16 protein-coding genes are annotated in these 15,585 nt (G+C 36.0%); 15 read left to right on the top strand and 1 reads right to left on the bottom strand.

Features of this window, described 5'->3' with window-relative positions:
- Positions 1-18: 18 nt before the first annotated feature.
- Positions 19-552, bottom strand: coding sequence for a DUF2529 family protein (locus tag D8M03_RS06990; RefSeq protein ID WP_121214065.1), 534 nt, complete (start codon positions 550-552; stop codon positions 19-21).
- Positions 553-736: 184 nt separating this feature from the next.
- On the opposite strand from D8M03_RS06990, the gene D8M03_RS06985 reads away from it, so the two are divergent.
- The 15 genes from D8M03_RS06985 to D8M03_RS06915 all read left to right on the top strand — a co-directional run bounded on the left by D8M03_RS06985 (position 737) and on the right by D8M03_RS06915 (position 15,548).
- Entirely contained in the window at positions 737-1,096 is a 360-nt protein-coding gene (locus tag D8M03_RS06985; protein WP_121214064.1) for a response regulator, read from the top strand.
- Between the two features lie 1,270 nt (positions 1,097-2,366).
- On the top strand, positions 2,367-3,221 hold the full coding sequence (locus D8M03_RS06980; protein ID WP_121214063.1) for a class II fructose-bisphosphate aldolase: 855 nt from the start codon (positions 2,367-2,369) through the stop codon (positions 3,219-3,221).
- A 173-nt stretch (positions 3,222-3,394) separates the two neighbouring features.
- Positions 3,395-4,045 carry a fructose-6-phosphate aldolase gene (gene fsa, locus D8M03_RS06975; protein WP_121214062.1) on the top strand — a complete coding sequence of 217 codons (651 nt, stop codon included), beginning with the start codon at positions 3,395-3,397 and terminating at the stop codon, positions 4,043-4,045.
- Between the two features lie 230 nt (positions 4,046-4,275).
- On the top strand, positions 4,276-5,556 hold the full coding sequence (locus D8M03_RS06970; RefSeq protein ID WP_121214061.1) for a UDP-N-acetylglucosamine 1-carboxyvinyltransferase: 1,281 nt from the start codon (positions 4,276-4,278) through the stop codon (positions 5,554-5,556).
- Positions 5,557-5,658: 102 nt separating this feature from the next.
- The gene (glpX, locus tag D8M03_RS06965) at positions 5,659-6,624 is read left to right on the top strand and encodes a class II fructose-bisphosphatase (RefSeq protein ID WP_121214060.1); all 966 of its coding nucleotides are present in this window, start codon (positions 5,659-5,661) and stop codon (positions 6,622-6,624) included.
- 188 nt (positions 6,625-6,812) lie between these two features.
- Positions 6,813-8,093, top strand: a complete 1,281-nt coding sequence (gene rho, locus D8M03_RS06960; protein WP_121214059.1) for a transcription termination factor Rho — start codon at positions 6,813-6,815, stop codon at positions 8,091-8,093.
- 241 nt (positions 8,094-8,334) lie between these two features.
- A complete protein-coding gene (gene rpmE, locus D8M03_RS06955) occupies positions 8,335-8,535 on the top strand; it encodes a 50S ribosomal protein L31 (protein WP_097071668.1) in 201 nt (66 codons plus the stop codon).
- 110 nt (positions 8,536-8,645) lie between these two features.
- Complete coding sequence (locus D8M03_RS06950) at positions 8,646-9,218, top strand: thymidine kinase (RefSeq protein WP_121214058.1); 573 nt, start codon at positions 8,646-8,648, stop codon at positions 9,216-9,218.
- A gap of 180 nt (positions 9,219-9,398) precedes the next feature.
- Positions 9,399-10,475: a peptide chain release factor 1 gene (gene prfA, locus D8M03_RS06945; protein ID WP_121214057.1), complete on the top strand. Its 1,077-nt coding sequence runs from the start codon at positions 9,399-9,401 to the stop codon at positions 10,473-10,475.
- Positions 10,462-11,325, top strand: coding sequence for a peptide chain release factor N(5)-glutamine methyltransferase (prmC, locus tag D8M03_RS06940; RefSeq protein WP_121214056.1), 864 nt, complete (start codon positions 10,462-10,464; stop codon positions 11,323-11,325). Before prfA ends, prmC begins: the two co-directional genes overlap by 14 nt.
- 44 nt (positions 11,326-11,369) lie before the next feature.
- Positions 11,370-11,993 (top strand): stage II sporulation protein R, encoded by a 624-nt coding sequence (locus tag D8M03_RS06935; protein ID WP_121214055.1) that lies wholly within the window; start codon positions 11,370-11,372, stop codon positions 11,991-11,993.
- A gap of 104 nt (positions 11,994-12,097) precedes the next feature.
- On the top strand, positions 12,098-13,132 hold the full coding sequence (locus tag D8M03_RS06930) for an L-threonylcarbamoyladenylate synthase (protein WP_121214054.1): 1,035 nt from the start codon (positions 12,098-12,100) through the stop codon (positions 13,130-13,132).
- A gap of 142 nt (positions 13,133-13,274) precedes the next feature.
- Positions 13,275-13,787 (top strand): manganese efflux pump MntP, encoded by a 513-nt coding sequence (locus D8M03_RS06925; protein WP_121214053.1) that lies wholly within the window; start codon positions 13,275-13,277, stop codon positions 13,785-13,787.
- 16 nt (positions 13,788-13,803) lie between these two features.
- Positions 13,804-14,256, top strand: coding sequence for a low molecular weight protein arginine phosphatase (locus D8M03_RS06920; protein ID WP_121214052.1), 453 nt, complete (start codon positions 13,804-13,806; stop codon positions 14,254-14,256).
- On the top strand, positions 14,253-15,548 hold the full coding sequence (locus D8M03_RS06915) for a methyl-accepting chemotaxis protein (protein ID WP_121214051.1): 1,296 nt from the start codon (positions 14,253-14,255) through the stop codon (positions 15,546-15,548). The genes D8M03_RS06920 and D8M03_RS06915 overlap by 4 nt, the downstream gene beginning before the upstream one ends.
- Positions 15,549-15,585 lie beyond the last annotated feature (37 nt).

Raw genomic sequence — 15,585 nt, 5'->3', positions numbered from 1 at the left:
CTTTAATATAAAATAGAATTAATCCAAGTCATCATCTGATAGCATTTCGTCATAGTTTAATTTGATTGCTTCATAGACAAATAAACCGGCCATTAAATATGGAATAACAACACGTTCTCCTAAATTTGTTGGATGAGGTAATATTCCACCACGAATTTTCATAGAAACATAAGTATAGGCTAAATCACTTAATAGATTCTTTTCGCTCGGCGGTTCACTTGAGACAACGGAAAAAGGAATAAATTTATCGTATAGCATATTGGCAAGTTCTACAGCTTTAAGATTTTCAGCACTTGGAGTAAAAATACAAACGCGATCTACATCAGTGATTACAGTATCTTCTGACCATTTTTCAAGATTGGTGAATTTTTCTATTCCGTGTAGAGCATTCGTTTCAATAGCTTCTAACCCATCAAAACAAGCAAAGTATACTTTACCTTGTCCAACACTTGCTTGTGCTAGTAGACGAGCAGTTTCTTCGATAGCATCTTCTTCACTTTGAATGATTCTTTGGAATAACCCACTCATTTGAGTAGAAAGTATTTTTGACATAGTTCCACCTCTTCTTTTGGTATTATAAAATTTCGAAAGGTAAAAATCAAAATTTGAAATTATTGTGAATGATTAGAAACTGGGAAATAAAAATAGCAGGACATACATGTTTATATATGGAAATATAGGGAAATGTAAAAGTGATAATACATAAATCTAAATTTTTTTTAAGGGGAAAAGAACTGTGAGAAATATATTAATTGTAGATGATCAAAGAGGCATTCGACTTTTGTTGGAAGAGGTATTTTCAAGAGAGGGTTATAATGTTTTTCAGGCAGTGAATGGTTTAGAAGCACTAACCATTATCGAAAATAACATAATTGACTGTGTCTTATTGGATATGAAAATTCCGGGTATGAATGGTTTTGAAATTTTAAAACATATTCGAGAGCGTGATTTTATGATGCCAATTTTTATGATGACAGCTTTCGGCGATCAAGAGATGATGGAGGAAGCCAAAACTCTTGGTGTAGTCAGATATTTTACGAAGCCATTTAATATATTCGAGGTAACGAAAGAAGTAAATGACGTGTTAACAGCTTGATAAATTTTTTTATAGTGATTTCTCCTTAAACCACTATTTTAGTTTATATAAAAATTGATTTTAAAATTCCTGTCTCTTTTTTGAGTGATGGGAATTTTATTTGTTAATAGGCTATAAATGTGATTTATATCTGAATTGTCGATAAAGCTTTAGGTTCATTACGTTTATGTACTAAAAAATATATAAAGAAAGGATCTGACGTTATTTTACATGTCGGTGTGCTTTCTATTAAGAAAACAAGTTATTTTGACAAAAAGTAATTTTTCCAAAAGATTGAATAAGTGTTAGCTTTCTCGAAAAAAAGTTGATTGGAATGGAGTGTGGCTGAGTGTAGCTGACGGCATTCGCCTTTCGCTACAGAGCAAAGCTTCCTGCGGGAATAGCAAATTTATTTGCGACGAAAGCGGAGCGACAGTAGCACTGAGCCGAAAATCCATTTTTGCCGGCGTTAGCCGGAAAAAATTAGTTGAGGCCATGCCCGCGGAAAGCGTCCACACGGAATGGAAATCAACTTTTACTTAATAAAGACCATTTGCAAATAGATGTTAGGATCCTGAAATGTATAAACTAAACTTTTTTAATTAAAAACTAATAAGAGTTTTTGAGCTTGATGCTTGCTTTCACCGCAGAAAAGCAAGTCGTCTCGCACTTGAGAGACGAGAATAAGGAAATACATTAAAAATAATAAATTACTTATTGAGAAGTTTTTGCGCCTTTCGCTACGCTTTCGGCACAGAAAACGATGTAGTCTCACTTGAGAGACTAATAAGTGAAAGCCTTAGAATTATTTGAATACTTATTAAGAATTTTTGCGCCTTTCGCTACGCTATCGGCGCAGAAAAGCATGTCGTCTCGTACTTGAGAGAGTAGATTAAATAACAATTCCGGTAAAGTAATATTTACTTTATAAAAGTTTTTGTGCCTGACGCTACGCTTTCGGCACAGAAAACGATGTAGTCTCACTTGAGAGACTAACAAGTAAAGCCTCTGAATTAGTGTCATACTCATAAAGAATTTTTGCGGCTGACGCTTCGCTTTCGCCGCAGAAAAGCAAGTCGTCTCGTACTTGAGAGAGTAGATTAAATAACAATTCCGGTAAAGTAATATTTACTTTATAAAAGTTTTTGTGCCTGACGCTACGCTTTCGGCACAGAAAACGATGTAGTCTCACTTGAGAGACTACATCGTTTTTGTTATAGTTAATCTGGAATATTTAATGGAATGTTTTAGCATAATAATAAAAAATTTTGGTCTGGGAGTGTATTTAACGATGCCATTAGTTTCTATGAAAGAAATGTTAATTAAAGCGAAAAAAGAAGGTTATGCTGTAGGGCAATTTAATATAAATAACCTAGAATTTACTCAAGCAATTTTACAAGCAGCTGAGGAAGAAAAATCACCAGTTATCCTTGGTGTTTCTGAAGGTGCAGGGAAATATATGGGTGGATTTATTGCAGTTGTCCACATGGTAAAAGGGTTAATGGAAAGCTACAAAATTACAGTTCCAGTGGCAATTCATTTAGACCACGGTTCTAGCTTTGAAAAATGTAAAGAAGCGGTTGATGCAGGGTTTACTTCTGTTATGATTGATGCTTCTCATCATCCATTTGATGAAAACGTAAAAATTACTTCTGAAGTAGTGGAATATGCACATTCAAAAGGCGTTTCAGTTGAGGCAGAGTTAGGTACTGTTGGTGGAGAAGAAGATGGTGTTATTGGCGGTATCATTTATGCAAATCCTCAAGAATGTAAAGCGTTAGTAGAACAAACAGCAATCGATTGTTTAGCTCCTGCATTAGGATCTGTTCATGGACCATATAAAGGTGAGCCAAACTTAGGATTTGCTGAAATGGAGGAAATCTCAAATTTAACAGATCTTCCACTTGTACTTCACGGTGGTACTGGTATCCCAACTAAAGATATTCAACGTGCGATTTCTTTAGGTACAGCTAAAATTAACGTAAATACAGAAAACCAAATTGCAGCAACAAAAGTTGTTCGTGAAATTTTAGAAAAAGACCAAAAAGTTTATGACCCACGTAAATACTTAGCACCAGCGCGTGAAGCAATTAAAACAACTGTTATTGGTAAAATGCGCGAATTTGGTAGCTCACAAAAAGCTTAATTTAAAGGTTGCAGAAATAGTTTATAATGATTAGTAAAATGTTTACTAAGTGAAATATTTAAATGAAACTCTGCTTTTCTTGATTGAATATTAACTTACAGGAGAAGAGTCGTTTGTGTTAAACCGACCTTCTCCTCATTTTTGATAGATGACTATTTGAGGAGGATTACACAATGAAATTTTTTATCGATACAGCAAATTTTGAAGAAATTAAAGAAGCACACTCATGGGGTATTTTATCCGGGGTTACAACTAATCCATCATTAGTTGCAAAAGAAGAGAACGTTTCATTCCATGATCGTCTACGTGAAATTGCAGAGCTTGTTGATGGTTCTGTTAGTGGTGAAGTAATTTCACTTGATGCAGAAGGAATGATTAAAGAAGGTCTAGAATTAGCGGCAATCGCTCCTAATATTACGGTTAAATTACCAATGACTCCAGAAGGATTAAAAGCATGTAAATTCTTCTCAGAAAAAGGCATTAAAACAAATGTGACATTAATCTTTAGTGCTAATCAAGCATTAATGGCTGCACGTGCCGGCGCAACATACGTATCTCCATTCGTTGGACGTCTTGATGATATCGGTCAAACAGGATCTGAATTAATTAGCACAATTGCTGATATTTTTGCAATTCATGATATCCCAACTCAAATCATTGCAGCGTCTATCCGTCATCCTCAACATATTACAGAAGTCGCTTTAGCTGGAGCAGATATCGCTACAACTCCATTCAAAGTATTAAAACAGTTATTCCATCATCCATTAACTGATAAAGGAATTGAAGGATTCCTAGCTGATTGGGAAAAACGTAAAAGTAAATAACCAGTTGTCCCGATTGTCAACATAAATGATATTTACAATACAATAGAGTAAATTGAAAAAAACTTAGATTCTTTATGGAAATTAGTCTTTAAATTGGGAAATTGGTAAATAATAAGAAGTAATTAAAAAATTATTATTTGGTCACCTTTGTTTTAGAAAGTGAGCGGATCTAACTGATGCGTAAAGGACAATAATAAGTGAAACTTTCCAATCAAAAGGGAGAACGTGTAATGGATGTTTATAAAATCATCGGCGGGAATCGTCTAAAAGGAACAGTGAAAGTTAGTGGAGCAAAAAATAGTGCAGTTGCTTTAATTCCAGCTTCGATCCTTGCAAATTCAACTGTTACAATTGATGGAATACCTGAAATTTCTGATGCTTGGACGTTAAAAGCATTATTAGAGGAAATTGGTGGGGAAGTCCTTTTCAAAGACGGTCAAATGGAAATTGACCCGACCCAAATGCAAGCAATTCCTTTACCAAATGGAAATGTCAAAAAACTTCGCGCTTCTTATTATTTAATGGGGGCGATGCTTGGTCGTTTCAAAAAAGCTGTAATTGGGTTGCCGGGAGGATGTTTTCTCGGCCCTCGTCCAATTGATCAGCATATTAAAGGTTTTGAGGCACTTGGGGCGAAAGTAACAAACGAACACGGAGCAATTTATTTACGTGCTGATGAATTAATTGGTGCAAAAATTTATTTAGACGTTGCAAGTGTTGGAGCCACTATTAATATTATGTTAGCAGCAGTGCGTGCTAAAGGGCGTACTGTTATTGAAAATGCCGCAAAAGAACCGGAAATTATCGATGTTGCGACTCTTTTAACAAATATGGGTGCAAACATTAAAGGTGCTGGTACAAGTGTAATTCGTATCGATGGTGTCGATGAATTACATGGTACAAAACATACGATTATTCCAGATCGCATTGAAGCAGCTACTTTTATGATAATGGCAGCTGCAATTGGTGATGGTGTAACGGTTGATAATATTATTCCTCTACATTTAGAAGCTATAACTGCAAAATTACGTGAAATGGGTGTTAAAGTTGTTGAGGGCGAAGAAAGTATTTTCATCCCTAGAACTGATGCACTTCAAGCAGTGGATGTAAAAACACTGGTTTACCCAGGTTTCCCGACAGACGTGCAACAGCCACTCTCGGTATTAATGACACAGGCAGTTGGTGCTTCTAAAGTAACTGATACGATTTATTCTGCGCGTTTTAAACATATCGATGAACTGCGCCGTATGAATGCAAACGCAAGAGTAGAAGGGAATACGGCCATTATTCAGGGCCCAACTCGACTACACGGATCGAAAGTTACAGCTACCGATCTTCGTGCTGGAGCGGCATTAGTATTAGCAGGTTTACTTGCAGATGGCGAAACAGAAATACAGGAAATTTATCATATCGAAAGAGGATATAGTTCTTTAATTGAAAAGTTGTGTTTATTGGGTGCAAATATTCGTCGTGAAACCATTAGTGTAAGTACAACCAACCGTGTTGATTAACGACTTAGTTAAATGAAAACCTAAAATGCAAAAATCACAAAGTATGTTACAATAAAGACGTGATAAGTTTCGGCATTTCCGAAAACAGGAGGCAAATATAGAATGGAACGTAGTTTAACGATGGAAGTAGTACGCGTTACCGAAGCAGCAGCAATCGCTTCTGCGAAATGGATGGGACGTGGCTTAAAAGAGGAAGCTGATGACGCAGCTACAACAGCAATGCGTGCGTTATTTGATACAATTCCAATGCATGGTACCGTGGTAATTGGTGAAGGAGAAATGGATGAAGCACCAATGCTTTATATTGGTGAAGAACTTGGCCAACGTAACGGCGGTCCGCATGTGGACATTGCAGTGGATCCTCTAGAAGGAACAAACATCGTTGCAAAAGGAACAAACGGTGCAATTACTGTATTAGCAATAGCTGACCGTGGAAATCTATTAAATGCACCAGATATGTATATGGAAAAATTAGCTGTTGGTCCAGAAAGTAAAGGGAAAGTAGATATCAATGCATCTGTTACTGAAAACTTAATGGCAGTAGCAAAAGCAAAAAATAAAGAAATTTCAGATGTAGTTGCCATTTTACTAGATCGACCTCGCCATCAACATATTGTAGATGAAATTCGCGCTGCAGGTGCACGTATTAAATTTATCCAAGACGGGGATGTAAATGCTGCGATTAGTACAGCATTTGATGAAACTGGTATCGATATCATGTTCGGAACTGGTGGTGCTCCAGAGGGTGTAATTTCTGCTGTAGCATTAAAATGTTTAGGTGGAGATTTCCAAGGTAAGCTAATTCCAGAAGACGAAGAGCAGGCTTTACGTTGCAAAAATATGGGGATCGATCTTGAAAAAGTGTTATACTTAGATGATCTTGTAAAAGGTGATGACGCAATCTTTGCTGCAACGGCTGTAACAGATAGTGAATTACTACGTGGTGTGCAATATAAAGGTGATTATTGCTTAACTCATTCCGTTGTTATGCGTGCAAAGACAGGAACAGTACGCTTCATCGAAGGTCGTCACAGTATTGAGAAAAAACCAAGATACGTAAAAGAATAACTTCAAAATAAATGCCTGATTAAAAAATAGTGAAAAAGGAAATTCTTTTTCTAAGAAAAAGTTCCTCAATATTTCTACATAATTTTAATCAGGCTTTTTTTCCTTCAAAACTTTCAAATAACCCTACAGTAAGTAAATTCCAACAAATTTTAAAGTTATATAAAAATATAAAAGACTGGAGAAATGCTATGTCAGCTCTTACGATAGCACAATTAGAAAATATGACGTTGAAAGAGTTATATGCTCTTGCACGTGATTACAAGATTTCATATTATAGTAAATTAACAAAAAAAGAATTAATCTTTGCAATATTAAAATCTCGTTCCGAACAAGAAGGTTTCTTCTTCATGGAAGGAGTTTTAGAGATAGTAAATCAGGAAGGCTTTGGATTCCTTCGACCAATCAACTATTCTCCTTCAAAAGAAGATATTTATATTTCTGCTTCCCAAATACGTCGATTCGATCTTCGTAATGGGGACAAGGTATCTGGTAAAGTAAGACCGCCAAAAGAAAATGAGCGATATTTTGGATTACTTCAAGTAGATGCAGTAAATGGCGAAAATCCAGAAATCGCAAAAGAACGAGTTCACTTCCCAGCATTAACACCACTTTATCCAGACCGTCAAATTAAATTAGAAACAGAATCCCATAAACTATCAACTCGCATAATGGATTTAGTTGCTCCTGTTGGATTCGGCCAACGTGGGTTAATTGTGGCACCACCAAAAGCAGGGAAAACATCGCTTTTAAAGGAAATTGCTAATGCTATTACAACAAACTATCCAGAAGCAGAGTTAATTGTTTTATTAATAGACGAACGACCTGAAGAGGTTACAGATATTGAGCGTTCTGTAAAAGCTGATGTAGTAAGTTCTACTTTTGATGAAGTTCCTGAAAACCATGTAAAAGTAGCAGAACTTGTATTAGAGCGTGCCCGTCGTTTAGTTGAACATAAACGAGATGTTATTATTTTAATGGATTCTATTACGCGTCTTGCCCGCGCATATAACCTAGTAATTCCACCAAGTGGACGTACATTATCAGGTGGTATTGATCCAGCAGCATTCCACCGCCCGAAACGATTCTTTGGATCTGCTCGTAATATTGAAGATGGTGGTAGTTTAACAATTCTAGCAACAGCATTAGTAGATACAGGTTCACGTATGGATGAGGTAATCTATGAAGAGTTTAAGGGTACTGGTAACTTAGAACTTCATTTAGACCGGCAACTTGCTGAACGTCGTATTTTCCCAGCTCTTGATATTCGTCGTTCTGGTACGCGTAAAGAAGAATTGCTTATTCCTTCAGAGCAGCTAGAGAAACTATGGGCAATCCGTAAAACATTCTCAGATGCACCTGACTTTGCAGAACGTTTCTTGAAAAAACTTCGTAGTACAAAATCAAACGAAGAATTTTTCGAGAAACTTGATAGTGATATGAAAAAGGCAAAAGGTAAAGGTTTGCTATAATCGAGTGAGTGGGATTTTTGCGCGAATATACAATTCACATACTATATGTGGACAAATTCTAAGCATGAATCGACAAACTATGTAAATGGCAAATATTTTTCCTTGCGATAAGTAATATTACTTGCTATAATCTTTTAGGTATGTAACGTGTGCATATATAACTGGCATATTCGGGTTATGTAAGGCACAGTACGAATAATAACTCTGTTCCGGATGGTTCAGGGCGAGAGGAGAAACGAATATGAAACAAGGAATTCATCCAGATTACAAAACTGCAACAGTAACTTGCTCTTGCGGTAACACTTTTGAAACTGGTTCAGTAAAAGAAAAAATCACTGTTGAGTTTTGCAACGAGTGCCACCCATTCTATACTGGCCGTCAAAAATTCGCGTCTGCTGACGGACGTGTGGATCGTTTCAACAAAAAATACGGTCTTAAATAAGAATTTTATAAAATGCCTGCCAAGCAAATGCTGGCAGGCATTTTTTAAGTTTTACGATATAGGTTTGTTCGTCCAACGATGATGAAATTGAAGAAATGAGGTATTCTTGAATGGCGCAATTATTTTTTAAACATGGTGCTATGAATAGTGGAAAGTCTATTGAAATTCTTAAAGTTGCTCATAATTATGAAGAACAAGATAAACCAGTATTAATTTTTACATCAGGAATCGATACGAGAGATGAAGTAGGTTACGTATCTAGCCGAATTGGACTTCGCCGTAAAGCAATACCTGTTTTTGATGAAACAAACATTTTTGAATACGTGAAAAACTTTCCAGGAAAATTATATTGTGTTTTAGTAGATGAAGTGCAATTTCTAACAAAAGAACATGTTTTACAATTAACTAAAATTGTCGACATTTTAAATATACCTGTCATGGGCTTCGGATTAAAAAATGACTTCCAAAACGAACTGTTCGAAGGTAGTCGTCATATGCTCATTTATGCGGACAAAATCGAAGAGATGAAAACGATTTGTTGGTTCTGCCATAAAAAAGCAACAATGAATTTGCGTGTTGATGAAAATAACAAACCTGTCTATACAGGAGAACAAATTCAAATTGGTGGCAATGATACATATTATCCAGTTTGTCGCAAATGTCATGTAAATCCACCTTTATAAAAGGTTGTAATTTCTTTATACTAAGAAAGAAAAAAGCAATTGGCGGATAAACGGCTCGATTTGGCGGATAAATTCAAAAGTTTGGCGGAAAAACCCCTCAAATTGGCGGATAAATACCCATTTTCGGCGGATAAACGCTAGTACACATAAATTATAATAATCAAAACAAGAGGTGAAACCATGTTTGATCGTCTACAAGCGGTTGAGGACCGTTATGAAAGATTAAATGAATTATTAAGTGATCCGGATATCGTAAGTGATAATAAAAAACTTCGCGAATATTCAAAAGAACAATCAGATATTCAAGAAATGGTAGAAGTGTATCGTGAATATAAAAGTGTGAAACAACAATTAGCCGATACGAAAGAAATGTTAGAAAACGAAAAAGATCCAGATATGTATGAAATGGTAAAAGAAGAGTTTAACGAATTAAATGCGCAAATTCCAGCATTAGAAGAACGCCTAAAAATCCTTCTTATTCCGAAAGACCCGAACGATGATAAAAACGTTATTATGGAGATTCGCGGTGCTGCAGGTGGGGACGAGGCAAATATCTTCGCAGGAGACTTGTTCCGTATGTATTCTCGTTATGCAGAAGCTCAAGGTTGGAAAATTGATATTATGGAAGCAACACCGAATGCAATGGGTGGTTATAAAGAGGTAATCTTTATGATTAACGGCCAAGGAGCATACTCAAAATTCAAATTTGAAAACGGAGCGCACCGTGTTCAACGTGTACCAGCAACAGAATCTCAAGGTCGTATCCATACTTCTACAGCAACAGTTGCATGTCTTCCAGAAGTAGAAGATGTGGACGTTGAAATTCATGAAAAAGACATTCGTGTTGATACATTTGCATCTTCTGGTGCAGGTGGGCAATCCGTTAACACGACAATGTCTGCTGTTCGTATGACCCATCTTCCTACAGGTGTAGTTGTTTCGATGCAAGATGAGCGTTCACAAATTAAAAACCGTGAAAAAGCGATGAAAATTTTACGTGCTCGTGTTGCCGATATGTATCGACAAGAAGCACAAAAAGAAATTGATGCAACACGTAAATCAGCTGTTGGTACGGGAGATCGTTCTGAACGTATTCGCACATATAACTATCCACAAAATCGTGTCACAGACCATCGTATTGGTTTAACTTTGCAAAAGCTTGATATTATCATGGAAGGCAAGTTGGACGAAATTATCGATGCATTAATGTTAGAAGAGCAAGCATCGAAACTTGCCCACTTAAATGATGAAGCATAAAACTATTTTTGAGGCCCTCAAATGGGCTTCTTCTTATTTAGTGGACAAAGGTCGTGACGAAAATGCTGCAAGACTATTATTGCAGCATATTTTACAAACGAATTATTCTGGATTAATGATGCGAATGCACGATGCAATTTCGAACGAAGCACTCGAACAATTTGAAAACTATGTAGAGCAACATGCAAAGGGGCGCCCTGTGCAATATATTACAGGGGTTGAGGAATTTTACGGAAGACAATTTACTGTAAATGAATCGGTATTAATCCCACGACCAGAAACGGAAGAATTAATTGTTGCCGCGCAAGAACGTATCCACAAATTGTTTGGCAAAGCCGCTCCTATAAAGATTGCTGATATCGGAACAGGAAGTGGTGCTATTGCTATTACAATGAAGTGCGAAATGCCAAACGCTGAAATTACTGCAACAGATATTTCTGAATCTGCTCTTGAAACAGCACGTCTTAATGCAAAACAAAATAAAGCTCAAATTGATTTCCGTTTAGGTGATTTAACAGAACCACTTCAGAACGAAAAGTGGGATGTCATTTTATCAAATCCACCTTATATTAGCTATGATGAAGCAAAAGAAATGTCAGAGGTCGTTTTAGAGCATGAACCACACTCTGCTCTTTTTGCTGAGGAAGACGGACTCATCTTGTATCGAAAACTTGCAGAACAACTGCCGCCTTTATTAAAAAAGCCAGCATTAATTGGTGTGGAAATTGGTCATTTGCAAGGTGAAGCGGTTGCGAATTTCTTTAAATCTAGCTTTCCAGAGGCAAAAATAGAAATCATAAAAGATATTAATCAAAAAAATCGTTTTGTTTTTTGTGAAATTGATGTATAAAAAAATCTCTTCCTGCCAATTATGATGTCAGGGAGGGATTTAATATGTTAAACGATTACGAGATTACAAGAGTGGAAAACGATGAGAAGGTAAATACGATTTTAAGTCTACTAAAACTAGTAGCTATTTCAGTAGCGATATTATGTTCAATCATTTTATTGCCAGATTTATTCGACAAAGTTTATGAAACTAGAGAAAGTGCAGTAGATGATTCATTAAAAATTCGTGTAGTTGCAAATAGTAATACAACAGCCGATCAACAACTAAAAAATGAAATTGTGGATAGTTTACAACCGATTTTTACGCAAATTCAGAAAAATGAATTAAATGGTGTGGATAACGATGAAAGTTATGCACAATTGGTAACTTTCGTACAAAAGCATTATCCACAAGAAGAAATTAATATTAATATTGGAGAACATTTAATACCACCAAAGTTTGATGCAAACACGTTTTACCCACAAAATGTGTATAATTCTCTTGTATTAACAATCGGAAGCGGTCGTGGTGACAACTGGTGGTGCAGTATTTTCGGAAATGTTTGTGAAAGTGCACAAGCAAAAGAAGATACAAAACAAGATGCTAAAGAAGTTGCGAAAGAAGAAGAAAAAGACGAACCAGAAGTGAAGTTCTTTATTTGGGAATGGATTAAAAAATTATTTAGCTAAAATTTTTTTCAAACAATTTAGAAAGTTGTACACATAAGTTGATAAGTTATCCACAAATTGTGTATAACTATTGAGTAATACTCAAAAATAAAGGAGGGAGTAGGATGGAGACTTTCCGATTGCTTGTGGATAAAGATGGGGATAATGAACAGATTTATTCACAAGCTGTGGATTTATTAGAAAATGGGGAAGTTGTAGCCTTTCCAACCGAGACTGTTTATGGACTAGGCGCAGTTGCAACAGATGATCGGGCGGTAAAGAAAATCTTTGAAGCAAAGGGCCGTCCATCTGATAACCCATTAATTGTACATATTGGTTCTATTGAAGAAGTATCTAATTTCATAGAAGAGATTCCTCAAAAGGCAAGCAAGCTGATGGAGATTTTCTGGCCGGGAGCGTTAACGCTTATTATGAAAGTAAAACCAGGTGTATTTGCCCCGAGCGTTACAGCAGGGTTATCCACAGTTGGTTTACGTATGCCGGATCATGAGGTTGCATTAAAACTACTGAGAAAATTAAAAAAACCAATTGCAGCTCCAAGTGCGAATAGAAGTGGGAAACCAAGTCCTACGAAAGCAATTCATGTTGAAGAAGATTTGCGTGGAAAAATCCCGCTTATACTTGATGGGGGTACTACTGGCATCGGTTTAGAATCAACAGTGTTGGATATAACAGTTAACCCGCCAGTCATTTTACGTCCAGGTGGAATTACAAAGGAAATGCTCGAAGAAGTAATAGGTGAAGTGATTTTACCGAATAAGGAGCAACAACAACTTGAATCAACACCAAAGGCACCAGGAATGAAGTACACTCACTATGCTCCAGAGGCACCTGTTTATTTAATTGAAAGTGATCAACAAAAAGTGGAAAAAGCCATTGCCCAACTAAAAAATGATGGAAATAAAGTAGCTTTACTTGCTCCGTCAAATTACCACGCTATTGGCGCCGACTATTTCTTTACGTTCGGTATTGAGGGTGACCAAGAAAGAATGGGAGCAAAACTATATGATGATCTCCGCGCTTGTGATAAAACAGAAGCAAATATCATTCTAGTAACTACTACCTCAACAGAAGGAGTAGGAGCGGCAATCATGAATCGACTAGAAAAGGCTTCTGGTGGGAAATGGTATACAGTTTAAAACATAGGTTAGTAATTAGGACATGACTAATTGCTAACCTTTTTTATTCTTACTTTAAAATCTATGTCGATGAAAAGCCATGATATTGTAAACTTTCTACGCATAAGATGGTAGAAATCTTAAATAGGAAAGAGGACAATATTTGCAGGAAATATTAACTGGTCTCATTGTCGCTTTAGATGTTGTTGCATTATATTTACTACTACCAGATGTGAAAAAACGTTTCTTACTTTCTTTATGGACAGCAATTTTACATATGATATTCCCAATAATCGGTTATAATTTAGGTAACTGGATGTTATCTATTTTAACTCAGTGGTCGAATCTAATATCTAGTATTCTTTTGTTTTTTATTGGTCTTCAGTTAATACTATCGACAAAAAACCGCCAAGTAATAGCGATACCTCTCGTAATTTTAGCAATAACAGCAAGTTTAGATACCTTTTCAGTTAGCATTTCTTTTGGTATGCTAAACTTACAAAAACATTTATTTATAATGAGTGCAGGTATATGGACGTTTGTCCTATCTTATATATCGCTCTATCTTGCCAAAAGTCATTTCCCTATTAAAGGGGCTATTTTGAAATGGATTGCAGGAATATCACTATTAACAATTAGTATCCTTACTTTTATTAACAGTCTTGATAATACTTAAAAGGAAGAGTGACAGCATGAATATCTATTTTATATGTACAGGTAACACATGTAGAAGTCCAATGGCTGAGGCCATTTTAAAAGCACGCAATATTCAAGGGGTTCAAGTAAAATCTGCAGGAATCTATGCACTGGAAGGGGGAGAGATATCTGAGAATGCCAAAGCAATATTAGCGCAAGATCAGATTCAGTTTGAACATATTACATCTCAAGTAAAGCAACAAGATATTGAGTGGGCCGATTTAATCCTTACGATGACATTGGCGCATAAAAATATGATTTTGCAATCGTTTCCAAATGTTCAAAATAAAACATTTACTTTAAAAGAATATGTTGCCCCATATAGTTCCAAAGATGTATCGGACCCATTTGGAGGAGATATTAATACGTATAGACAAACATATGAAGAATTATCGAAATTAATTGACGAATTACAACATAAGATTGCTGGGGGTCGTACTACTGAATGAAGAACAATAAAAACTTTAACTTACGCAGAAAGTTAGTTTTATTCGTTGGCGTATTAGCAATTATTACGTACTCAACTAGTTTTATATTTATTCATTATTTGCATCCAATGTTCTTCTCAAAATTTATACCAAATCTTATAGTATTTGAATTTTTAACATATGCTTTAGGTATTTTATGGTCTTGTATTTTAGCGGCTATTTTTAGTGTGGTATTAGTAAAACCATTACAAAAACTCGAAGAATCAGCAACCCTTGTTGCAGAGGGTAAAATTGGACGAGATGTGGAAGTTAGAAACTCTCATGATGAAATTCAATCTGTTGCGGAAGCATTCCAATTAATGCTGACGAACTTAAGACAAATGGTTGATAGTATTGAAAAGAACTTCCAAACAACAAATGAAACGATTATTAATCTATCAAATCAAACAGAGTCTGCTTCAAGAAAAGCAGAGGGAATTGCACACACAGTAAGTCAAATTTCTGAAGGTGCAGAAGCTTCTGCAGTGGCAGTTCAAGAAACAGTAGAAGCAATTGAAGATGTTCGATTACTTGCGTCAGAAGTAAATGAGCGAGCACTCAATTCAGCAACACAATCTAAAAAAATTATTGGAAACTTAGAGTCAACTACTGATTCGATTCAAGGCTTAGTAAGTAGTATCCAACAAATCGCAAATGGAAATGAAAAAGCGTTAGACAGTATCCATCAACTTGAGAAAAATGCGGAACAAATTCAACAAATTATTAGTTTAGTAGGGGATATTGCTGCTCAAACAAATTTACTCGCTTTAAATGCTTCAATTGAGGCAGCAAGAGCAGGGGAACATGGTAAAGGGTTTGCTGTCGTTGCTGAAGAGGTTCGTAGTTTAGCAGATGAAAGTGGAAAAGCAGTTCAAGGAATTACGGCGTTAATTAAAGCAATGCAAGAAAATGTGAATCTCGTTGTAAAACAAATGAATGAACAAGTAACTTTTGCTGTGAAAGAATCTTCAAAAGTCTCTCAAACTACTGCGATTGTTGAAGGAATGGCGTCAAGCGTAAGGGAAATGGCCGATGCTGTTGTGGATATTTCACAATTAGTAGAAAGACAAATGATCAACATTGAAACTACTGCTCGACAATCTCAAGAGGTAGCAGCAATTGCTGAACAAACATCAGCAGGAGCTCAAGAAGTTCGTGGCTCAACAGAAGAACAAGCCTTTGCCATCGAACAAGTAGAAAAACTATCTCAAGATTTAAAACGTCAATCTGAGGAATTATATCGCATGATTCAACAATTTGACCGTTCAAATTAAAAATTCCATATTTAACCAATAGTGCTATAATAGTTAT

The organism is Ureibacillus endophyticus, from assembly GCF_003628435.1.
GTDB classification, from domain to species: Bacteria; Bacillota; Bacilli; order Bacillales_A; family Planococcaceae; genus Ureibacillus; species Ureibacillus endophyticus.
The sequence above is the reverse complement of the archived record's forward strand: the minus strand, read 5'-3'. Positions and strand labels throughout refer to the sequence as shown.

Excerpts from the sequence above, each read along its gene's own strand:
- D8M03_RS06990 (WP_121214065.1), bottom strand. The coding sequence starts at position 552 with ATGTCAAAAATACTTTCTACTCAAATGAGTGGGTTATTCCAAAGAATC.
- D8M03_RS06980 (WP_121214063.1), top strand. The coding sequence starts at position 2,367 with ATGCCATTAGTTTCTATGAAAGAAATGTTAATTAAAGCGAAAAAAGAA.
- fsa (WP_121214062.1), top strand. The coding sequence starts at position 3,395 with ATGAAATTTTTTATCGATACAGCAAATTTTGAAGAAATTAAAGAAGCA.
- D8M03_RS06970 (WP_121214061.1), top strand. The coding sequence starts at position 4,276 with ATGGATGTTTATAAAATCATCGGCGGGAATCGTCTAAAAGGAACAGTG.
- glpX (WP_121214060.1), top strand. The coding sequence starts at position 5,659 with ATGGAACGTAGTTTAACGATGGAAGTAGTACGCGTTACCGAAGCAGCA.
- rho (WP_121214059.1), top strand. The coding sequence starts at position 6,813 with ATGTCAGCTCTTACGATAGCACAATTAGAAAATATGACGTTGAAAGAG.
- rpmE (WP_097071668.1), top strand. The coding sequence starts at position 8,335 with ATGAAACAAGGAATTCATCCAGATTACAAAACTGCAACAGTAACTTGC.
- D8M03_RS06950 (WP_121214058.1), top strand. The coding sequence starts at position 8,646 with ATGGCGCAATTATTTTTTAAACATGGTGCTATGAATAGTGGAAAGTCT.
- prfA (WP_121214057.1), top strand. The coding sequence starts at position 9,399 with ATGTTTGATCGTCTACAAGCGGTTGAGGACCGTTATGAAAGATTAAAT.
- prmC (WP_121214056.1), top strand. The coding sequence starts at position 10,462 with ATGATGAAGCATAAAACTATTTTTGAGGCCCTCAAATGGGCTTCTTCT.
- D8M03_RS06935 (WP_121214055.1), top strand. The coding sequence starts at position 11,370 with ATGTTAAACGATTACGAGATTACAAGAGTGGAAAACGATGAGAAGGTA.
- D8M03_RS06930 (WP_121214054.1), top strand. The coding sequence starts at position 12,098 with ATGGAGACTTTCCGATTGCTTGTGGATAAAGATGGGGATAATGAACAG.
- D8M03_RS06920 (WP_121214052.1), top strand. The coding sequence starts at position 13,804 with ATGAATATCTATTTTATATGTACAGGTAACACATGTAGAAGTCCAATG.
- D8M03_RS06915 (WP_121214051.1), top strand. The coding sequence starts at position 14,253 with ATGAAGAACAATAAAAACTTTAACTTACGCAGAAAGTTAGTTTTATTC.